This is a genomic window from Paraburkholderia lebeckiae (assembly GCF_050436225.1).
Classification (GTDB): Bacteria; Pseudomonadota; Gammaproteobacteria; order Burkholderiales; family Burkholderiaceae; genus Paraburkholderia; species Paraburkholderia tuberum.
Genome location: NZ_JBNDLU010000002.1, coordinates 1,272,718 through 1,293,390 on the forward strand (window position 1 = coordinate 1,272,718; position 20,673 = coordinate 1,293,390).

A 20,673-nucleotide genomic window follows, 5' to 3' on the forward strand; every position below is an offset into this window, starting at 1 on the left:
TGGGCCCCTGTTCAAGGATTATGGATCGACAAACCATGCAGGTCCGCCCTTATAAGTCGCGAAAAGCAGGAAAAACATCACGACCACGAGAAGCGGAATACCGTAGAGGGCAGCAGGGAAAAACAGTACGAACTGGAGCGACGAGCCGCCGATGCCGTGAAGGAGGTCGGTGTCACGAACGTTTTCAACTACCAGCCAGATCGCCATAGCGAGGCCCATCGCCATGAGGACAAGTCCGCCGGACGGCTGCGTATGGCGAAGCGGCGCAGTTACCCAGAAATAGTATCCCCACCAGAGGAAATTGATGCCGATTGCCGCGAGCCAGAAGCCACGCGCCGAAAAGAAACTGTAACCGAACCGACGCCAGCAATGGCGACTGAATAGCTGGATTCCCTTTGCAACCCCGCACAGGATAGCCACGACGATGGCGAGCTTCAGGATGTCCATGCGACGTTCTCCTTTGCGAGGTGTTCCTTTCAGCGCTGGATTCGCGGGAAAGACATGTCTCGCTATCTTCTTCCCCAATATAGACGGTCGTCGGACGAATGCAACGTGGCTTTCGTAGAGCGGTCAAGAATGGTGCGGTTGGAGACACGACGTGGCACATCACTATGCCGGTCACTGATTGTCAGAGAACGCGACAGGTTGATCGCTGTCGCCGTGCGACCACAGCAAAACTGTGGTCGGGTCCTTCCCACTGATTTTGTGAGTGCTTCACCGGTTTAACGGAGATGAGTACATTGAGTGCGGGAGCGCTGTCGTTGTCTGCGAATCACTGAAAAGGAGTAGTTGGAATCCTTAGCAATGTCGTGCCAGATTGCAGCGCCCATTGCAGACTCGAACTTGCGACAAGCGGTTTGCAAGACGGCGGACGGTTCAAGGATCAGTCTAGTCTTGCAGAGGCTTGATTTGCGTAAGGCGACTTAGTGGCCGACATACAGCTCTTGCGGTCGGGTAGCAGCGGTGCATTACTGCACCGCCGCCCCCTAAGAACCGTGCATGCGAGTTTCCCAGCACACGGCTCAAGCCTTTCAAAGCCCCATTGCCGAGGCCGGTTTCACTACTGAGAGTCCGAGGGCACGCGCGGCCCGATGGCAATCCGGGTGAAGCATCGTCAGGTTGCTGATCGTGTCCTTACCGCCATCGATCTTTCGCTCCAGGTGGTACAGCCGCCAGCCACTGGATTTCGTGATCATTTGACGACAGACCGGACAGGACCTCTGCTGATCGAGCCACAACCGGATCAGACGCATCCGGCCCTTGAGCGAGTCCATCATCGTGAAGCCCAACCGCTCTTCGAAATAACTTTCCCACTGCGGGTCGAACGGGTTTGCGGCACCCTTGATCTTGCGGTGCCGCCGGATTGGCGTGCCAACAATGTCGTACAGCTTCAGAAGTTCACGCTTTCCATCGCTGAGCACTTTGTCCGTCGCCGTACCAAAGACCCATTGGCGGGCGCCAACGGTTCGAAAGTACTTCCGACGTACCCAGTGCGAGTTCTTCTGCGGGTGTCGGCGCTTCGCCCAACGCCATAGACATTGCCAAATCGCATGAGCAACCTTGTTAAAGGTACGCTTCGCCACGACATGCCGATAATAATCCGCCCAACCGCGAATCTTTGGGTTGAGCAGGCGGATCAGACGATCGTGTCTTAGCGTTGCATTGCCTTTCACGATGTCCCGAAGCTTCCGCATGAAGCGCTGAACGCTCGTTTTGGCTGGCTTGATCAACAACTTGCCGTCGTACTTGCGAACGTTCATGCCCAGGAAATCGAACCCATCGTTGATATGCGTGATCCGGGTCTTCTCCCGTGACAGCGATAATCCCCGCTGTGCAAGAAACTGCACGACCAGCGGCATGACTTCATCCTCCAGCACTTCTCGCGTCGCGCCAGTGATAACAAAGTCATCTGCATATCGAACGACGTTAACCTTCGACGGATTCCGGCCGCCTCTGCAGAACTTCGCAAGAAGTGTTCGTTCTAACCCATCGAGAGTCATGTTCATCAACGTGGGCGAGATAATACCGCCCTGAGGCGTACCCGCTTCCGTCGAATGAAAGACACGGTTGTGAAGGTAGCCAGCCTTCAACCACTTTCGCAGTATCGCTTTATCCGTTGGGATGTGGGCGACCAACCAATCATGCGAAATTTCATCAAAGCAGCTGCGGATGTCGGCCTCCAGAATCCACTGCGCGCGATTGCTGCTGGCCAGTGAGATAAAGCACTGTTCTATCGCGTCGGCCGTGGAGCGGGCGGCTCTGAACCCATAAGAGTTCGGATCCGCCATGGTTTCTGCAACAGGTTCGAGTGCAAGCAGATGAAGCGCCTGTTGCGCTCTGTCGACCATGCAGGGAATTCCAAGAGGTCTCAGCCGTTTCCCGTCGGCTTTCAGGATATATATTCGTCTCAGCGGCAGAGGGCGGTAGCCCCGCCGCTTTAGAGACTTCACTGCCTGGAGGCGGGACCTCGGCGTAGACCATGTGAGGCCGTCTACGCCGGGAGTCCGTCTACCCTGATTCTCAGTCACCCGTCTGACGGCGAGTGCCTTGCCGCTGAACGAGTGGGTCAGCAACCACTGCAAAGCCTTCACCTTGCCGTATTTGCCGTCCTGTGTCGCCTTCACGATGCGAGCCTGCAGCCTTCGAATCCCACGATAGCATCGGGCCCAATCGACATCGTTCCAATGCATTGCGCGATCGGAGGACGCACCGGTGCCGGCTTGCTGCACTGTCATTTGCTTCTCCTCCTTTGAAGGTTCGTCAGACTCTTTCGTGACGAAAGACCATGCGGAAGTCTGCCCGCTTTCGCGTAGGATGAGGTTGCCTTGCGGCGCAATCCCTATCCGTCCGATTACAGGACGGCGTTCGCTTTCTCCGCACTCCTGTTCCCGCACCTCCAACAGCTTTCCTCACGGTCGGCTTGCCCGACTGGGCAGAGATACGGGGTTTCCGTGTTCCGCATCGTTCGCAGGAATGGTTTAGGCTCTGCTTCTCCACCGGTAGCACCATGTCCGCGCTGCCCCATCTTATAAAGGGCAGACCTGCTACGTTCCCGTTTTGGGTGGGGCCTATCAGTGTCTTTGGCCCGTCTAAGTTAACGATGTTTATCAGCAGTTCAAATACTTTAGCCATGCCATCCAGTCTAGCGCCCCCTCCGCATTGACACTCGCAGGGGCACCGTCGTCTCACGACCACGGCTTAGCTTGCGCCGGGCTACATTGTCTCGGTGGCTTCACACGGCGCCGTTACCAGCCCCGCATGCACCAATAGACTACGGGCGACGGAACGCCCGGTTTCCTCCCGCCAGGCATCGACGGTAAAACAACGAACGAAGCGACCTCACGTCGCACATAAGAAAACTTATCTTTATAGCGCGCTTCACCTTGAGGTAGTTGGAACTCGCTTTGAAGCGCGTGCTCAGGTTTGTTGAAATTTCGAGGAAACGAAGGTTGGATAGTCGGAGCTATCCGCCCCCTCGCGTTTGAAGGAAACATGAGGGAAGAGGGCGACGAGAACCGCTCACACGACAAGATCTTGCTAGCTTTCAACCGCTCTTGTTGCTATCCTTGCTGGAAAAACTGTCACTTGCCGTCCGACCCATTTGCGCGATGAAGCCTTGCGCTTCGGTGAGATCAGGGTCGGATACTAGGTGTCTTCGACAGAATGCGCTTTTCAGACTTTAAAAACTGTGCGACAGACGGGCGCATTCAGCGCAACTTGTGCGACGAACGCCGCCAGCCTTCGGATCACATCATCGGCATATGCAGATGATGCGGGTCTTCTAGCGTATCGGCGACCCGTTGCAGCCCGTCGCGGCAATCGTCGCGGTTCTGCGGCCCACCAATGCAGAGGCGGATCGCATTCGGCGGATTGCCGTCGGTCGAAAACGCCGCGCCCGCGACTGCCCCGATGCCCTGATTGCGCAGCTGCAATGCGAGTTCGGACGCGCTCCAGCTGCATTGCGTCGGAATCGGTAGCCACAGATGGAAGCCGTCCGGGTGCGCTTCGTACTGCCAGTCCGCGAGCACTTGCGCTGCAATCTCTTGCCGCGCGTGGGCTTCGGCGCGGATCGCGCGCAGCATGTCGGTTGCGGTGCCGTCGTTGATCCATTGTGTCGCGAGCAGCATCGTGTAGGGGTTCGGCATCACGGTCGTCGCCCGTAACGCACCTGCAATCCGCTGCGTCTGCCGCACGGTCGGCGCGCACAGATACGCCACCCGCAAACCCGCACCAAAACTCTTGGACATCCCCGTCACGTAGTACGTCAGCTCGGGCGCAAGCGAAGCGAGCGACATCGGCGCGTCTTGTGGGAGCATCGCGTATGCGTCGTCTTCGATGATCGGCACGCTATAGCGCAACGCGACGTCCGCAAGCGCTTCGCGACGCTGCACGGAAAGCGTCAGCGTGCTTGGGTTTTGCAGTGTCGGATTGCAGTAGAGCGCGCGGGGCGTTTCCGCTTTGCAGAGCGCTTCGAGCGCGTGCGGCAACGGCCCTTCGTCGTCCCGCGGCAAAGCCTGCAAACGCACGCCGAGTTGCGATGCAATCGCCTTGATGCCGGGATACGCGAGCGAGTCGAGACAGATGGTCTCACCGGGGCGCGCCAGTTGCGACACCAGCGCGACCAGCACGCTATGAATGCCGGGGCACACCAACGTTCGGTCATCCTCACAATCGGGCACGCGTTGCCGAAGCCAGTTGCGGCCCGCTGCGCGATCCGCCGCCGTGCCGCCGAAGTCCTGATAGCGCAACAGACGATACGGGTCCGCGCTCAGCATCAACTTCGCGGTAGACTCGCGCAGCCGCGCGGCAAGCTCGGGCGGTTCGGGCGGCATGTTCATGGACATCTCGACGCTGCTGCCCGCCGTGAGCGGCAAGCTCGGCGTGCGACCTCGCACGAATGTACCGCTGCCCGCGCGAGCGTCGAGCAGGCCGCGCTTGCGCGCCTCCGCATACGCACGCGCGACGGTCGTGTAGTTCAGTCGCAGCGTGCCCGCGAGATCGCGCAAACCGGGCAAACGGTCGCGCGGGCGCAGCCGGCCACTCGCGACGTCTTCTTCGATCAGATCCGGTATTACCAGATAGGCCGGTTTGCGGCTTTCTTCGAGCCGTTTGAGCCAGTGATGCATCAACGTATTCATGATGGCGTGCCCGTTCAAATTCCTTAATTCACAGTACCACGCTGTATCTGCAAAAGGTAATCAAGATCGCATCCGAATAATCCTTTGATCGCATTGATCGGGGCAGTGCACTCTTTTGGTAATGCATGCACTATCAAGATGCGAAAAATGCTCGGATAGCGTGCCGGATCAACGCGTTACCAAACTCTCGTTGTTCGCTGAAGCGCCTGCCAGACCGCCGTCCGAAAATTTTTTTGGGGCGTCTCTGATAATTTCCGTTTGATTGATCGGAAGATGATTGCATTTTTCGGGCCGCTGATTGGCATAGCCGTTGCGTTAATGCCATCGCCGATACATCCATTGATCGGAATTCATTTTCAACTGACGCGATAAACCGGAGAGTGCCATGCCAGCAGTCAATCAACCCCATCATAAGAGCGGCGATTATCTGGTCGACTACGAGGAGAAAGTTTTCGAGGACGTCAAGGCCGAGCCCGGCGAGAAAGCGCTCGTGACCTTCCATACGGTCGCGTTCGAAGGTTCGATCGGCTTTGTGAATCTGCTTCAGGCCACGCGCCTCAAGCGCAAAGGCTTCGATACGTCGGTGCTGCTGTATGGCCCGGGCGTCACGCTGGGTCTGCAACGCGGTTTCCCGACGCTCGGCGACGAGGCGTTTCCGGGTCACCTGAACTTCAACAAGCAGTTGATCAAGTTCATGGAGGAAGGCGGCAAGGTCTATGCGTGCCGCTTCGCGCTGCAGGCGCTGTACGGCCACGGCGAAGCGTCGCTGATCGAAGGCATCCGTCCAATCAGTCCGCTCGACGTGCTCGACATCCAGCTACTCCATCGCAAGGAGAACGCGCTGGTCATCCACACCTGGACCGTCTGACGGAGTCAGGGAAGCCCATCATCATGTCCGATAAACGCGTCATTCGCGCCGCTGCCGTCCAGATCGCGCCGGACCTCGAACGTGCTGCCGGCACGCTCGACAAGGTCTGCGCGGCGATCGACGAAGCTGCCGGCAAAGGCGTGCAGCTGATCGTCTTTCCCGAGACGTTCGTGCCGTACTACCCGTACTTTTCTTTCGTGCGGCCACCGGTTGCGTCGGGTGCGGATCATATGCGGCTCTACGACGAAGCGGTCGTCGTGCCGGGGCCGGTCACGCATGCGGTCGCGGAGCGTGCGCGAATGCACGGGATGGTGGTGGTGCTCGGCGTCAACGAACGCGATCACGGCAGCCTGTACAACACGCAACTGATCTTCGACGCGGATGGGCGGCTCGTGCTGAAGCGCCGAAAGATCACGCCGACGTTTCATGAACGCATGATCTGGGGGCAGGGCGACGCGGCCGGCCTCAAGGTCGCGCAAACGGCCATTGCACGGGTCGGCGCCCTTGCGTGCTGGGAACACTACAACCCGCTTGCGCGTTATGCGTTGATGACCCAGCACGAAGAGATTCATTGCGCGCAATTCCCCGGCTCGCTGGTCGGGCCGATTTTTGCCGAGCAGATCGAAGTAACGATCCGCCATCACGCGCTCGAATCGGGCTGCTTCGTCGTCAACTCGACGGGCTGGCTGACCGATGCACAGATCGACTCCGTGACGAGCGATCCAAAGCTGCAAAAAGCGCTGCGCGGCGGCTGCATGACCGCCATCGTGTCGCCGGAAGGCCAGCATCTCTGCGAACCGTTGCGCGAAGGCGAGGGCATGGTGATCGCCGATCTCGACATGTCGCTGATCACAAAACGCAAACGCATGATGGATTCGGTCGGTCACTATGCGCGGCCCGAACTGCTGCGTCTTGCGATCAATGATTCGCCCGCATTGCCCGTCACGTCGATGGCCCCGGCCGACGACGCCTTCCACGCCACTACAGGAGCCTTCCGTGAGCGCACGCGAGAATGTGTCGGCAGCGAGCCGGCAATTGATGACTGAATTGCAGTCGACGGGACTGCGTCTCGTCGATCCGCATGCGGGCGCTGCGAGCCGGCGCGGCGGCGCCGGTCCGTCGGACCACAAGGCGGTCACTGTCGATGGCGTGACGATCATGGTGCCGGTGCATACCAGCACCGCGTGGAATTCGCCGTTCGTTGCGGCGCAACCGGATGTCAGCGGCACCAGCGCGCTGATGCGCGGCACGATCCCGATTGCGAATATCAGTTTCCCGAAACCGCCGCGCTTCTATGCGTTGCAGACATTCGACGGTGTGCCGTATTCGCACATCGCTACGCTGCATAGCAAGGACGTGCTCGCCACCACGGTCCTTCAAACCTGCATCCGTTACGAAAGCCGCCGCAAGACATGCAAGTTCTGCGCAATCGGGCAGTCGCTCGCGGCGGGTCGCACGATTGCACGCAAGACGCCCGAGCAACTCGCGGAAGTCGCGCGTGCCGCGGTCCTGCTCGATGGCGTCAAGCATATGGTACTGACGACCGGCACGCCCGCGACTTCCGATCGCGGCGCGCAGATTCTGTGCGACAGCGCATTCGCGATCAAGGCGGCTGTCGATTTGCCGATCCAGGCGCAGTGCGAACCGCCCGACGACGACCGCTGGTTCGAATGCATGAAAGCGAGCGGTATCGATACGCTTGGCATGCATCTCGAAGTGGTTACGCCCGAAGTGCGCGAGCGTGTGATGCCCGGCAAGGCGAGCGTGCCGCTGTCGCGCTACATGGAAGCGTTCGAGGCGTCGGTGGCTGTGTTCGGACGCGGTCAGGTCAGCACGTACATACTCGCGGGTCTCGGCGATACGGCCGACGCGATCGTCGCGATGGCGCGCGAACTGATCGACCTTGGCGTGTATCCGTTCGTCGTGCCCTTCGTGCCGATCAGCGGCACGCCGCTCGAAGATCACCCGGCGCCGACGCCAGAGTTCATGCGTTCGGTGCTCGCGCCGATCGGCGTGATGCTCGCCGAGGCTGGGATGCGCTCGGCGGATATCAAAGCCGGTTGCGGCAAGTGCGGTGCGTGTTCGTCGCTGTCTTCGTACGAGGAGTGATTCATGTTCTGTGACGCAACCGATACCTTGACGCTCGACGCCGCCTATACGCCGAGCGAGTTTCGCATCAAGTGGACGACGCTCCCGTGGGAAGCTGCCGAAGCGTACAAGCTGCGCCGTGCGGTGTTTTGCGTCGAGCAGGGAATTTTCGTCGGCGACGATCGCGACGAGATCGACACGCTTGCGCATCTGCTCGTCGCGTTGAGTTGTGTCGCCGGCATGCCGGAACAGGTGGTGGGCACCGTGCGCATTCACGAGAGCGAGCCTGGCGTGTGGGTCGGTTCGCGGTTGGCCGTCCATGCGGCGTTCCGCTCGTACGGCAAGATCGGCTCCTCACTGATCCGGCTGGCAGTGAGCAGTGCGCATGCACTCGGATGCGAGAGTTTTTTTGCGCACGTGCAGAGCCAGAACGTGCCGCTATTCAAGCGGTTGCGCTGGGACACGATCCAGGAAGAGACGTTGTTCGGGCGTTCGCATCATCTGATGCAGGCGCAACTCGACGCGTATCCGCCGTGCGCGACGCCCGAGAGCGGTTTCGTGGTGCCGTATCGGAGAGCGTCATGAGCCGTGCGAACGCGATTGACGTGAAGCGCCTCGTCGAACGATTGCGCGCAAGCCGTGGCTTTCAGCACAAGACGGATATCGCGGGCGTGGTCGCGTCACTGGCGAGCCGCTTACCGCGCGGCACCGACGACCTCGCGCAGGCGGTGGGCGTCGGCGACGATTGCGCGGCGATTCGCGATGGCGACGGCTACCTGCTCTTTGCAATCGAAGGCATGGTCACGGACTTCGTTGCGGCGATGCCATGGTTTGCGGGCTACAGCAGCGTGATGGTCAACGTCAGCGATATCTACGCGATGGGCGGCCGTCCGCTCGCAGTCGTCGACGCGTTGTGGAGCGACGGCATCGACTCGGCCGATCAGGTCCTCGCGGGCATGGCGGCGGCGTCGGTCGCGTATCGCGTGCCGGTGGTCGGTGGACATACGAATACGCGCAGCGCCACGTCGCAACTCGCGGTGTCGATCGTTGGCCGCGCGCAGGCTTTGTTGTCGAGCTTTCATGCCCGTCCCGGCGATCGCCTGTTGATGGCGGTCGATCTGCGTGGCCGTTTCGAAGATCCCCATCCGTTCTGGAATGCGTCGGTCGGTTCGCCTGCCCAACGCTTGCGCGCGGACCTGGAACTGTTGCCGTCACTCGCGGAAGACGGTCTGTGCGATACAGCCAAAGACATCAGCATGGCTGGTACGCTCGGCACGGCGCTGATGTTGCTGGAATGCTCGAAGGTCGGCGCGCGCATCGACCTCGATGCGATTCCGCGTCCGGATGGCGTCGATTTCGAGCGCTGGCTCAGCGCGTTCCCGAGCTACGGATTCCTGCTGTCGGTACGCGAGGCGCATGTCGAGCAGGTGGTCGCGCGCTTTGCCGCCCGTTCGCTCGCGTGCGCGGAAATTGGCACCGTCGATGTATCGCACGAAGTCGTGCTTCAGCAGCGCGATGAGTCCGCGTTGTTGTGGGACTTCCGCGACGGCGCATTCATCGGCGCCGGCACCGTCGCCCCGGCCAGAGACCTCGCATCATGAACGGCGCGTCGTTGCGCATCGCGCTGTTCACGCATTCGGTCAATCCGCGCGGCGGCGTCGTGCATACGCTTGAACTGGCACAGGCACTCCATATGCACGGCCATCACGTGACGATCTTCGCGCCGGCCGCCGACGGTGACGTGATGTTTCGTGAATCTCCATGCAATGTCGTGCTCGCGCCGGTGACTGAACCGGAAACGAATACCGTCGACATGGTCGTTGCGCGGATTCAAGCGTTGAAATGCGCCTTCATGCGAACGCATCGCGAGCACGATGCAGACGCATTTGAAGTGCTGCACGCGCAGGACAGCATCAGCGGCAACGCACTGGCCGAACTGAAGGAAGAAGGCGCGATTCACGGCTTCGTGCGCACGGTCCATCATCTCGACCACTTCACGGACCCAAAGCTCGCGCAGTGGCAAACGCGAGCGTGGCGCGATGCGGACACCGTGCTTTGCGTGAGCGACACGTGGACCCGTCAGATGCGCGACGTCTATCACGTCGACGCTCTAACGGTGCCAAACGGCGTGGATGTACAGCGCTTTAGCGCGAGCGCCGCGACGCCTGGTGAATCAGCGGCGTTGCGCGGGAAGCTCGGCATCGTCGGTGCGCCGGTCGTGCTGGCGGTCGGCGGTATCGAGGCGCGCAAGAATACGATGATGCTGCTCGACGCGTTTGCACAACTGCGGGCGACGCACCCCAATGCGCAGCTCGTGATCGCAGGCGGCGCGAGTCTGCTCGATCACCACGCGTACACGCGTGAATTTTTCGCGCGTGCGGCGAAGCTGGGTCTCGCGGTCGGTGAGGGGGAACCGGTTCTCGTGACAGGGCCGATCGACGATGCGCTCATTCCCGCGCTATTCCGTTGCTCTGATGCGGTCGCGATGGTGTCGCTGCGCGAAGGCTTTGGCCTCGTCGTGCTGGAAGCGTTGGCATCGGGCAAGCCGGTAGTCGTCTCACGCATCGCGCCGTTCACCGAATACCTCAATGACTCTCTGTGCCATTGGGCCGATCCGTACGACGCCGCATCGATTGCATGCGCATTGTGCGATGTGCTGGATCGACCCGACGCAACCGACTTCGTTTATGCGGTGCCGGCATTGCTCGGCCGGTTCAGCTGGCTGACGAGCGCGCGCCGTCATCTCGACATCTACCAGCACTGGCTTGCGAAGCAGCCGTGCAACACCACCGAGGACCTGTGATGCCAGTCATGCACTTCCGCATTCAATGGCCCGACGGCACCGAAGCGAACTGCTATTCGCCGTCGACCGTCGTCAGCGACTTTTTCACGCCGGGCACGTGCTATCCCGTCGACGATTTTGTGCGGCGCTCGCGCGAAGCGCTCCATATCGGCTCAGAACGGGTACGCGAGAAATTCGGCTTCGCCTGTTCTTCCGCAATGGATCAGCTCGCGCAAATCGAAGCGCACGCCGCGCGCTTCGCTGCGCAGCCGGATGCCACGGTGACCGTGCTCGCGCTCGGCTGACGTTGCGTCCCGTTCGCTCAACCGCTCAATCAATCATCGACATTTTCCTGGAGGAGCACGTCATGTCAAGCACAGCAATCCCGCAGCAACTAATCTCCGAAAGCGGCCATTACAGCGTGCTGGTCATCGGCGGCGGTCAGGCAGGATTGTCGATCAGCTATTACCTGAAGCAAGCCGGTATCGATCATCTGGTGTTCGAAAAGAACACCGTCACGCATACCTGGCGCAACCAGCGCTGGGATGCATTCTGTCTCGTCACGCCGAACTGGCAATGCGCGTTGCCGGGGCATCCGTATGAAGGCGACGATCCGCACGGCTTCATGAAGAAGGACGAGATCATCGCGTACCTTGACAGGTTCGTTGCGAAGCTCGATGCCCCCGTGCTCCAACACACGGCCGTGCAACGCGTGACGCGTGGAATCGATGGCCGCTATGCAGTGAATGCGTCGGCGGGCGCGTTTACGGCGGATCATGTGGTGGTCGCGTCGGGCGGCTATCACACACCGATCGTGCCGCGCATGGCAGAGCGTCTGCCCGCTGGCATCGTGCAGCTTCAGTCGTCCGAATACCGCAATCCGCAGGCGTTGCCGGATGGAGCGGTGCTGGTCGTCGGCTCGGGACAGTCGGGTGCGCAGATCGCGGAAGACCTGCATCTCGCCGGAAAGAAAGTGGTGCTCGCGGTGGGTGAGGCGCCCCGTTGCGCGCGATTCTATCGCGGACGCGATGTGGTGGACTGGCTGGCCGACATGCGCTACTACGATATGCCGGTCGAGCAGCATCCATTACGCGAAGGCGTTCGTGACAACACCAATCACTACGTAACCGGTCGTGACGGCGGGCGTGATATCGATCTGCGGAAGTTCGCCGCCGAGGGCATGGAACTGTACGGCCGTCTCGAAGATCTGCGCGACGGGCAGTTGCGCTTTACACCGAACCTTGGCGCGAATCTCGACGACGCGGACGATACGTATAACCGCATCAACGCGAGCATCGACGGCTACATCGAAAGGAATGGCATCGACGCGCCCGCCGGCACGCGTTACGAACCTGTATGGCGACCGCACAGCGAGCGCACGACGCTCGATCTCGCGGCGAGCGGCATCACGTCGGTGATCTGGTGTATTGGCTTTACGCCGGACTTTGCGTGGCTCGACGCGCCCGTGTTCAACGGACGCGGCTATCCGGCGCATTCGCGTGGCATCACTGCCCTGCCTGGGCTTTATTTCGTTGGCCTGCCGTGGCTGCATACGTGGGGTTCCGGGCGCTTCTCGGGCATCGCTCGCGATGCGCAACATATTGTTGATGCGATTTGTGCTGCGCGCGGGGTGGCAGTCGGCTCAGCGAGCGCGGCAGCGCTCGCTGCATAAGCCGATGCAGCGGTCTTCAGCACGATACCGCGCCGGTATGCCGCAATTGAGCCTGACCGGCTTGTCCGAAAGCTGGCTGCTAAAGGAGTGCGGACACCGTCATTGGGAAGCGTTAGCAGTGGACACGGGCCGCGCGGTGCCTGAGTTCATCGCCGACGATGGGGTGCGATCCTATGCCGCGTTTACCGCGCTCAGCTTGCGTGCGCAATCGCTTGACGATATCGACGAAAACGATGACTTCAGCATTGACACAGAACTATGTCGCGTCGGTCCGGTGCGTCACTTCAGCCGGCACCGGATCGTTGATGCTCAGCAAACCGTGGCGACGCTGTCGATGATGTCGACCTTCGTCAATCGCACCGAAGCGGGCAACAACCGCTCCGTGGTACGCGCGGCATTCAAGGAACTGGCAGGTGACATCAAGTCTGTGCCAGACGAAGCGGTTGAGATGACCGAGGCGGGCAAGCGCTTTCGTAAAGGCGGAGGCCGTTATGAGACGAGTGCGAGGATGAGTACTTTGGAGCTTCCCGAGGCGGTCGAGTTTTTGCCTTGCCCCAATAACGATTTCAATGGTGCCGACTTTCTCTATTTCGCTAGTTTCGCTTCGTTTGTCGACCGCGCAGAGTGGCAAACGTATCGCTTTCCCAAACCGCCCGTTACGGTCAGTCGCGACGTGTTCTATCACGGCAATATCAATGTCGGCGATGCGCTTGAAGTGACTTTCGTTGCACGTTCGGTCGATTCCGATGACTTGGCTCACTGGTGCGAAGTGAAGCGTCTGAGCGACGGTCAGAAGATTGCGGATGTCTTGACGAAGAAGCGCTGGAGGAGAGGATGAGCCCACGGGAGAAGCCACGTACCGTGCCGCTCCGGCAGCTTTACACCTCCGCTGATCTCTCAGGTATAGACCACCTCGACAGCTTGCCCGGCAATGTGCCGTTTGTGCGCGGACCTTACCCGTCGATGTACACGCAGAAGCCGTGGACGATTCGTCAATACACGGGCTACGGGGACGCCGCGGATTCGAATCGGGCGTTTCGTGCAGCGTTGCAGGACGGCGCGCAAGGCCTGTCGGTTGCGTTCGATCTGCCGACTCAACGCGGCTACGATTCGACCGATGCAGAGGCGCTTGCCGATGTCGGTATGGCGGGCGTTGCAATCGACACCGTCGAAGACATGGCGCGGCTGTTCGCAGGCATTCCGCTCGATCGCGTGTCGGTGTCGATGACCATGAATGGCGCCGTGCTTCCGGTGCTTGCCGCGTTCATCGTCGCGGCGCAAGAGAGCGGCGTCAGTGCCGACGCACTTAGCGGTACGATCCAGAACGACATCCTGAAGGAGTACATGGTCCGCAACACGTGGATTTATGCGCCCGAACCTTCGATGCGGATCGTTGCCGATGTCGCCGATTATCTCGCTGCACGGATGCCGCGTTTCAATGCGTTATCGGTGTCCGGCTATCACTTCCAGGAGGCCGGTGCAGATGCCGTTCTCGAATTGGCGCTGACATTCGCCAATGCGCGCGAATATGTGTCGACGCTATCCCGGCGCGGTCGCACACCCGACGACGTGTGTGCTCAACTCAGTTTCTTTTTCGGTGTCGGCACGGACTTCTTCGTAGAGGTTGCGAAGCTGCGGGCGGCGCGCATCGTCTGGTCACGCATTGCAGCCGGGTTGGGCGCGCGCTCGACAAAAGCGCTAGCGCTGCGGATGCATTGTCAGACTTCGGGATGGTCGCTCAGCGCGCATCGCCCGCAAAACAACATCGTCCGTACAGCGGTCGAGGCGATGGCGGCGGTATTCGGCGGTACGCAATCCTTGCACACCAACGCGTATGACGAGGCGCTCGCACTGCCGTCGGCGGCGTCGTCGCGGCTGGCGCGCGACACCCAATTGATCCTGCAACACGAGATGGGCTTGTGCGATGTCGTGGATCCGTGGGCCGGCTCATACATGATGGAGTCGCTGACTGCGGATATCGTTGCGAAAACCGAGGCCGCGATGGCCGAAATGGACGCGCACGGCGGTGTGCTCGCGGCGATTCATTCCGGCTGGGTACAGCAGCGGATCCGCGCATGTGCGGCGAAAACGCAGGCGCGGATCGATTCGGGCGGCACGCGGATTGTCGGAGAAAATTGCTTTCGCGATGAATCGTCGGACGTCGCCCCCGAGTGTTTCGAGGTCGATAACCGGCACGTGCGTCAGCTGCAAGCACTTCGGATCCAGGCGGTGCGCGCCCAGAGGAATGATCGGGACGTGGCTGCAAGTCTTGCGAGGTTCGCCCAGACGGCACGCGACGGGCAAGGGAATCTACTGGCGGCGACGGTCGAATGTATTCGCTTGCGGGCGACCGTCGGCGAATGCACACGCGCGCTCGAAGCGGTATGGCCGCGTTACATGCCACCGCGCACGAATAGCACAGGACACTATGGCAACGAGAGAGGCAACAATCCTGAGTGGGTTCGCGCGTGTAACGATGTGCAGGCGCTGAGCGGGGAGTTGGGTAGACGCCCACGCATTCTGATCGCGAAAATCGGGCAGGACGGTCATGATCGCGGCATGAAGATCGTAGCGGGCGCGTTGTCGGATGCCGGTTTCGACGTGAGGGAAGGGCAATTGTTTGAATCAGTCTCGGAGATCGTCGAGCGGACGGTGCAATGCGAATGCGAAGTTCTGGGCATATCGACGATGGCGGGGGCGCACCTGACGGTCGTGCCGCAACTACTCACCGAACTTGCCTCAAGGGGACTCAGCATTCCCGTCGTAGTCGGTGGCATCGTGGCGCACGCCCATCATCAGCAGCTATTCGACCACGGGGTAGCGGCGATTTTTGGTCCAGGAACACCTATCGATACGATCGTTCGCTTCTTGTGTGACTTGAGCGCAAAGCGTTGCGTTGCTGAGAGAACGGTCCGAGAGGCAAGCGCGATGGAGGCCGATGTGTGCCATGACGGCGAGTGTGCTTTCTCTTTATGCGCTGACGCGGCCGAGCGGATGGGCCGTGAATGAAATGCGCGACTTACGATCGCGTCGGCGGATGCCCCGGCTGCAGTCCACCGCGAGGGAACTCATCGGCCTCTGTCAGGTTGAGGGACCTAGATAACCTGTCGCCCAGTAGCAGTTTTCTTCACGGAACAATTTCTCGGCTGCGGCATGGACGGTCTAGCACGCTGCGGAAAGGTTGTGTCGAATGAAAGGGACTTCCCCGTCCCGAGGCTGCGGCGCAAGCCGCGAATCGGCATCAACGTGCCATGATGAAGTGTCGACCTTCATCAACACGACAGGAGGGGAAGTCCATGTCCATTGTCACCATCCGAATCGATCTTGCCAAGAACGTCTTTGCGGTTCACGGAGTGGATGAAGCTGGCAAGGCGGTATTGATCAGGCCACGTGTCTCACGCGATCAACTGGTCACGCTGATTGCCCAGTTACCGGCTTGTCTCATTGGCATGGAAGCCTGCTCGGGTGCACATCACTGGGCGCAAATGTTCCAGCAGTACGGCCACACGGTAAAGCTGATGGCACCGGAAACTTGCCGCCAGGTGATAGGCGGCATCTTCCAATCCTTTTCAATGTTGCGCAAGGCCAGATACAGCAGCTTGCGGGCGACTTCGTGGCTCGGGGCTCCGGGTGGATGTTATCTCAACCAAGATTACTATTACTATCACTGCACCTCTCTCAACCGGTATTGCCGGGCTCTTCAAAAGGAACTCAATCATGGATCGAAATGAAGTCACGAAGAAAATCGTCGCCGCGAAGGTTGCCGGCAAGCTGACGTGGGCCGAGATCGCCGCGAAGATCGGCAAGAGCAAGGAGTGGACGACCGCCGCGCTGCTCGGTCAGATGACGCTCGATGCGAAACAGGCGGGGGTCGCCCGCGAACTGTTTGACCTCACCGACGAAGAAACCGCGTGGCTGCAAATCGTCCCGTACAAAGGTTCGCTGCCGAACGCGGTGCCGACCGACCCGCTGATCTATCGCTGGTACGAGATCGTCAATGTGTACAGCACCACGATCAAGGAGTTGATCCACGAGGAGTTCGGCGACGGCATCATGAGCGCGATCGACTTTTCGATGGATATCCAGCGCGAGCCGAATGCGAATGGCGACCGGGTCCAGGTGGTGCTCAGCGGCAAATTCCTGCCCTACAAGTCGTACTGATAGCGTCATCCGGCCAGGGCAAGCGACACGCCCGGCGCGCCGCTTGCGATCGCGAAGCAGCTCGTCGATCCGCGCCGCCCAACGCTGCGGCGCCGGCAGAACCCGCCGCACTGGCGCGGATAACCGTCCCTCCTGTTCGACCGGGCGACTGGCGTATGCGCGTTTCAGGAACTGCTCATTGTTGGGCATTGTCACGTTCGTAAGATGGTGCGATGAAGAAATCAAAATCGCTTTATCACGGTCATCGTTTTCCCGCTGGCGTTATCAGTTGCGCCGTGCGTTGGTATTTCCGCTTTCAGTTACCGGCCAGGGCACCGTGCACCGTGCACCGTGCACCATTAGAGAGGAAGTGCGCAGCGATGCGGTCTCGCCGATTTGCGCGACTTCGCTGTGCAGCCAGCAACATGGTGGGGCGTCGGGCGCCGCAGCGAGGCTGCGCCGCTCCTTCTTCTCCCGCCCGCGCACGAAGCGCGAATCTGGGCGCCACCTGAGCACCGCGTCGCGTGCGCATTCGCCTGCCGTCTGGTGATCAGCGACGCACGAAGTCGGTCGGTGTCAGTTCAAGCGTTGTGGTCGGATGGGCGAGCAGCTTCCGTTCGGCGATGGCCCGGATGCGGCTGTAACCGTCACGAAATGTCTTCAGGATCCGCGCGTCGCTGGCCTGCGGTTCAAGCCAGAAACAGGCTTCCAGCGCCCGGATGGTGATGACGCATCCAACCGTGCTGTTCTGATGGGGGAGGCCGAAGGCCACTCCGCGGCGATTCGCGAGCACTTGCGGTTCAAGGTCGAGGAGTTCCATAGGCGGTCAGGGGCGACGCTTCAGGGAGCGTTAAGAACATTTTTGCACAGGCGATGCAATCTGAATATGGGACGGCTGTCAGTTATCGCCATTGGAATGATGCGGCCCTGATAATAAGCAAGAACTTTCAGGCGCGGCTGCGGCGCCTGCCGCCGGCGCGGGAAGCATCGCGCTTCGACGTCACGCGGCGATGGGCGTGGCGCGGCGGACCGGATCCAGTTACCAGCGGCGATTGCGCAAACGCGCGCCGATGCGGTAGGGTGGCGCGATCAACAACCACAACGAGGAATGACTCATGAACAAGCAGGAACTGGTCGACGCCGTCGCTGCAGCGACGGGTGACAGCAAGACGGCAACGGCGGAAATGATCGACGCCTTCATCGGCACCGTGACGGTGGCGATCACGGAAGGTGAGACCGTGCAATTGATCGGTTTCGGTTCGTTTTCGACAGGCGCGCGCGCCGCGCGCGTGGGCCGCAATCCGGCAACCGGCGCCGAAATCCAGATCGCCGCCGCGAAAACCGTGAAGTTCACGGCCGGCAAGGCGTTCAAGGATGCGGTGAACGGCGCCTGACAGCAGGATCACGTTGCCTGTGTCGCCGGAGGCGGCAATGCCAGAGGGCTTGCCGTCTGCACAAAGGCTGTTGTTGCTACCGGCGACTATCGTTGAGACGCGCAACGCGCGGCCAGCCGCCTGGATCGGTCGCCGTCGACCTGGTAGCATGAGCGGCGAAAATGCCGTGGCGCACCGGGGCGCTGCTGCGCTACCAGGCGCGCATCGTGCGGGTTGTCGCCGAAGCGCGGATTCAGCGCGCCATGTACAAGGGCGAAATTACACGCTGGCGCGAGGCCGTGCGTCGTCACCGGCGGGAAGGCGTCTCTGGACATACGTTCCTCTTTGGGCTGTCCGATGGACGCGTGATTGACGGCAGCCGTGGCGGCACTAGCGCGCGATGGCTGAACCATGCGTGTGCCCCCAACTGCGAGACCATCGAAGACGGCAGTCGCATCTTCATCCAGACGCTGCGGCCGATCGACGTCGGCGAAGAACTGTTTATTTAATATCTGCTGGCGACTGACGATCCGCTCGATGAAGAGGTTCGCGCGCAGTACGCGTGCCGGTGCGCCGCATTGGATTGTCGTCAGTCGATGCTGGCGGACGCGCGGTGAACAGGGTGTCGAAGGTAGTCAGTAAACAGCGAGGTTCTGGAAAGCGGCCACGCAACGAAGCCGTAGAACGCAATAATTCTGTCAACCCGAAATTGCGATTCCAGCCGGGTCTCGATCGGGATCGCATCATGGCGCTGGCAGAACTCGACTTCATCGAACGACGTCAGGCCGTGCATTTCCTCGGTCCGCCCGGAACCGGCAAATCACACCTGTGCATAGCGCTTGGCGTTGAGGCCGTTCGTGCCGGTAAGAGTGTCTACTTCGGTACGCTTGCCGAGATCGTCGCGTCGATGATGAAGGCCGAGCGCGAAGGTAACCTCGCACAGCGCGTGCGCTTCCTTGCATGGCGGCAGATTTGCCACGAGAGGCGTACTCAAGGTTCCTTGGACGGCGTTCGTTCGATGAAATCTTGGGCGATGGCGCGCCCGGCAAGTCTGGATGCGGGGCCGACGCATTGCGTCTCATCATTCCGGAAGGGATAGTCAGACATACGTCAGTATGATGGACAAGTCGACGCTCCAGGGTCTAGATTGAATAAGCAATCATTGGCAAGCGACCTTATGTCCTCCCGAAGCCCCTCGCAACGACAGCCGCGGGCTTCCGTTTCCGGGATCGTCTGGATTGTCGACGACGACGAATCATCCCGCCTGGCGCTCGAAAGCCTGGTGCAATCGCTCGGCTATTCGACCGAAACTTACTCGCTGCCTTCGGACTATCTGGCGGCGCGGGCGTCGCACCTTCGCACCGAAAACGGAGTCCTGCTTTCCGACGTCCGCATGCCCGGCATGTCAGGACTGGAATTGCTTGACCGTCTTGTCGCACTGGGCGCCGCGCCGCCGACGATCTTCGTGAGCGCGTTTCCCAGCGACGCGCTGCGAGTGCAGGTGCAGTCCAGCACAGCCATCACGCTGCTCGACAAGCCCGTGGACGCGGCGCTCCTAAAGCGAGCACTCGGCAACGCCGGGAGTTAGGCAGGGGCGCACAAAACAGCGTTTTGCGGACCTCTTTCCGTCAATGGCGGCTGGCGCGTGCCTAAGGGCGCGGCTTTGTTTATTGCGGCCCAATTTCGAGTGCGGCGGCCTTGAAAACGAGATCCGGGAGTGAGCGCGCGTCCATTTTCTTCATCAACTGGCCGCGATGGATTTTCACCGTGACTTCGCTCAGGTTGAGTTGCGCGGCGATCTGCTTGTTGAGCATTCCGCTGACCACCAGCGCCAGGATCTCGCGTTCGCGCGGCGTCAGCGAGGCGTACGCGGCGCGTACAGCCGCCAGGCTGTGTTCCTTTTCGATGCGTTGCGAGTCTTTCGAAATTGCCTCGGAAATCGCGTCGAGCATATCCTGGTCACGAAACGGCTTCGGGAAAAAATGGAATGCACCAGCTCTCATCGCTCGCACCGACATTTCCATATCGCCGTGCCCCGTCATGAAGAGAACCGGCATTTGCAGTCCCTCGCGTGCCATCGCCTGCTGGAACGCCAGCCCGCTTTCGCCTTTGAGCCTGACATCGAGGATGAGACAGCTTGGGCCGGCGGGTTTGCGAAACGTCACGAATTCCTGCACCGAACAGAACGTCTCGACGGAATACCCGACCGACTCCAGTAGGTCGCACAGCGCGAGGCGGATGGACTCTTCGTCGTCGACGACAAAGACTGTCGAGCCGCGGATTCCACCCGTGGACGACGGTACATGCCGATCGGTAGCCATAAACGAGTCCTCAACACGCCACAATGCGGCGGACTGATGAGACATTTTCGCCGCTTGACAGAGACGCGTCCCCGCCGTTTTGCGCCGATAAGACGCGTTCCGAGTATGACACGGTAAGACGAGAGTAGGGTAGATCTCCGAATGTAGGTTTGCCGCCGCCCAAGCGGCCCGCTACCCTTTGCATCTACGTCTGCAATGCGTCGCACAAAGCGGCTAGAACATGAACCGCGGCATGGGGCGAGCGATACACCCTCTTTTCGGCGCTTACTATGCCGTCGATGCCAGAGGCGT

General features: G+C 60.6%; 19 protein-coding genes and 4 pseudogenes. 17 read left to right on the plus strand and 6 right to left on the minus strand.

Annotation, left to right across the window (positions count from 1 at the left end; genetic code table 11):
- Nucleotides 1–18 precede the first annotated feature (18 nt).
- The 3 genes from OKW45_RS20540 to OKW45_RS20550 form a co-directional block, all read right to left on the minus strand.
- Nucleotides 19–447: a hypothetical protein gene (locus tag OKW45_RS20540; RefSeq protein ID WP_429470742.1), complete on the minus strand. Its 429-nt coding sequence runs from the start codon at nucleotides 445–447 to the stop codon at nucleotides 19–21.
- Nucleotides 448–1,031: 584 nt separating this feature from the next.
- Nucleotides 1,032–2,735 carry a group II intron reverse transcriptase/maturase gene (ltrA, locus tag OKW45_RS20545; protein ID WP_429467001.1) on the minus strand — a complete coding sequence of 568 codons (1,704 nt, stop codon included), beginning with the start codon at nucleotides 2,733–2,735 and terminating at the stop codon, nucleotides 1,032–1,034.
- Between the two features lie 1,011 nt (nucleotides 2,736–3,746).
- The gene (locus OKW45_RS20550; RefSeq protein WP_429470744.1) at nucleotides 3,747–5,138 is read right to left on the minus strand and encodes an aminotransferase-like domain-containing protein; all 1,392 of its coding nucleotides are present in this window, start codon (nucleotides 5,136–5,138) and stop codon (nucleotides 3,747–3,749) included.
- A 385-nt stretch (nucleotides 5,139–5,523) separates the two neighbouring features.
- Here OKW45_RS20550 and OKW45_RS20555 point away from each other — a divergent pair, with 385 nt between their 5' ends.
- The 13 genes and pseudogenes from OKW45_RS20555 to OKW45_RS20615 form a co-directional block, all read left to right on the plus strand.
- Nucleotides 5,524–6,006: an MSMEG_0572/Sll0783 family nitrogen starvation response protein gene (locus OKW45_RS20555; protein ID WP_429470746.1), complete on the plus strand. Its 483-nt coding sequence runs from the start codon at nucleotides 5,524–5,526 to the stop codon at nucleotides 6,004–6,006.
- A gap of 23 nt (nucleotides 6,007–6,029) precedes the next feature.
- Nucleotides 6,030–7,052 carry a Nit6803 family nitrilase gene (locus OKW45_RS20560; protein WP_429470748.1) on the plus strand — a complete coding sequence of 341 codons (1,023 nt, stop codon included), beginning with the start codon at nucleotides 6,030–6,032 and terminating at the stop codon, nucleotides 7,050–7,052.
- On the plus strand, nucleotides 7,045–8,115 hold the full coding sequence (locus tag OKW45_RS20565) for an MSMEG_0568 family radical SAM protein (RefSeq protein WP_429473328.1): 1,071 nt from the start codon (nucleotides 7,045–7,047) through the stop codon (nucleotides 8,113–8,115). Before OKW45_RS20560 ends, OKW45_RS20565 begins: the two co-directional genes overlap by 8 nt.
- A gap of 3 nt (nucleotides 8,116–8,118) precedes the next feature.
- Nucleotides 8,119–8,679, plus strand: a complete 561-nt coding sequence (locus OKW45_RS20570; RefSeq protein WP_429470750.1) for an MSMEG_0567/Sll0786 family nitrogen starvation N-acetyltransferase — start codon at nucleotides 8,119–8,121, stop codon at nucleotides 8,677–8,679.
- Nucleotides 8,676–9,695 carry a sll0787 family AIR synthase-like protein gene (locus OKW45_RS20575; RefSeq protein WP_429470752.1) on the plus strand — a complete coding sequence of 340 codons (1,020 nt, stop codon included), beginning with the start codon at nucleotides 8,676–8,678 and terminating at the stop codon, nucleotides 9,693–9,695. Before OKW45_RS20570 ends, OKW45_RS20575 begins: the two co-directional genes overlap by 4 nt.
- Nucleotides 9,692–10,897 (plus strand): MSMEG_0565 family glycosyltransferase, encoded by a 1,206-nt coding sequence (locus OKW45_RS20580; RefSeq protein ID WP_429470754.1) that lies wholly within the window; start codon nucleotides 9,692–9,694, stop codon nucleotides 10,895–10,897. The genes OKW45_RS20575 and OKW45_RS20580 overlap by 4 nt, the downstream gene beginning before the upstream one ends.
- Nucleotides 10,897–11,181, plus strand: a complete 285-nt coding sequence (locus tag OKW45_RS20585) for an MSMEG_0570 family nitrogen starvation response protein (protein WP_429470756.1) — start codon at nucleotides 10,897–10,899, stop codon at nucleotides 11,179–11,181. The genes OKW45_RS20580 and OKW45_RS20585 overlap by 1 nt, the downstream gene beginning before the upstream one ends.
- Nucleotides 11,182–11,243: 62 nt before the next feature.
- The gene (locus tag OKW45_RS20590) at nucleotides 11,244–12,548 is read left to right on the plus strand and encodes an MSMEG_0569 family flavin-dependent oxidoreductase (RefSeq protein WP_018420678.1); all 1,305 of its coding nucleotides are present in this window, start codon (nucleotides 11,244–11,246) and stop codon (nucleotides 12,546–12,548) included.
- Nucleotides 12,549–12,585: 37 nt separating this feature from the next.
- Nucleotides 12,586–13,386: a Pnap_2097 family protein gene (locus OKW45_RS20595; protein WP_429470758.1), complete on the plus strand. Its 801-nt coding sequence runs from the start codon at nucleotides 12,586–12,588 to the stop codon at nucleotides 13,384–13,386.
- Complete coding sequence (gene scpA, locus OKW45_RS20600) at nucleotides 13,383–15,557, plus strand: methylmalonyl-CoA mutase (RefSeq protein ID WP_429470760.1); 2,175 nt, start codon at nucleotides 13,383–13,385, stop codon at nucleotides 15,555–15,557. The genes OKW45_RS20595 and scpA overlap by 4 nt, the downstream gene beginning before the upstream one ends.
- 287 nt (nucleotides 15,558–15,844) lie before the next feature.
- Nucleotides 15,845–16,078 (plus strand): annotated as a pseudogene (locus tag OKW45_RS20605) (IS110 family transposase); the annotation flags it as partial.
- Nucleotides 16,079–16,265: 187 nt separating this feature from the next.
- Nucleotides 16,266–16,709, plus strand: a complete 444-nt coding sequence (gene cynS / locus OKW45_RS20610) for a cyanase (RefSeq protein ID WP_429470762.1) — start codon at nucleotides 16,266–16,268, stop codon at nucleotides 16,707–16,709.
- A 212-nt stretch (nucleotides 16,710–16,921) separates the two neighbouring features.
- Nucleotides 16,922–17,020 (plus strand): annotated as a pseudogene (locus tag OKW45_RS20615) (IS6 family transposase); the annotation flags it as partial.
- Nucleotides 17,021–17,238: 218 nt separating this feature from the next.
- Here the strand turns inward: OKW45_RS20615 and OKW45_RS20620 are convergent.
- Nucleotides 17,239–17,508 (minus strand): DUF1488 family protein, encoded by a 270-nt coding sequence (locus OKW45_RS20620; protein WP_018420684.1) that lies wholly within the window; start codon nucleotides 17,506–17,508, stop codon nucleotides 17,239–17,241.
- A gap of 295 nt (nucleotides 17,509–17,803) precedes the next feature.
- On the opposite strand from OKW45_RS20620, the gene OKW45_RS20625 reads away from it, so the two are divergent.
- Entirely contained in the window at nucleotides 17,804–18,082 is a 279-nt protein-coding gene (locus tag OKW45_RS20625; protein WP_429470764.1) for an HU family DNA-binding protein, read from the plus strand.
- Nucleotides 18,083–18,324: 242 nt separating this feature from the next.
- A pseudogene (locus tag OKW45_RS20630) lies at nucleotides 18,325–18,678 on the plus strand (SET domain-containing protein).
- On the opposite strand, the gene OKW45_RS20635 reads toward OKW45_RS20630, so the two are convergent.
- Nucleotides 18,651–18,854 carry a hypothetical protein gene (locus OKW45_RS20635; protein ID WP_429473407.1) on the minus strand — a complete coding sequence of 68 codons (204 nt, stop codon included), beginning with the start codon at nucleotides 18,852–18,854 and terminating at the stop codon, nucleotides 18,651–18,653. The pseudogene OKW45_RS20630 and the gene OKW45_RS20635 sit on opposite strands and share 28 nt — an antisense overlap.
- On the opposite strand from OKW45_RS20635, the pseudogene OKW45_RS20640 reads away from it, so the two are divergent.
- Nucleotides 18,777–19,022, plus strand: a pseudogene (locus OKW45_RS20640) (ATP-binding protein); the annotation flags it as partial. The gene OKW45_RS20635 and the pseudogene OKW45_RS20640 sit on opposite strands and share 78 nt — an antisense overlap.
- Before the next feature lie 186 nt (nucleotides 19,023–19,208).
- Nucleotides 19,209–19,649, plus strand: a complete 441-nt coding sequence (locus OKW45_RS20645; RefSeq protein WP_429470766.1) for a response regulator transcription factor — start codon at nucleotides 19,209–19,211, stop codon at nucleotides 19,647–19,649.
- 79 nt (nucleotides 19,650–19,728) lie between these two features.
- On the opposite strand, the gene OKW45_RS20650 is transcribed toward OKW45_RS20645, so the two are convergent.
- A complete protein-coding gene (locus OKW45_RS20650) occupies nucleotides 19,729–20,382 on the minus strand; it encodes a response regulator transcription factor (RefSeq protein WP_429470768.1) in 654 nt (217 codons plus the stop codon).
- Between the last annotated feature and the right edge of the window lie 291 nt (nucleotides 20,383–20,673).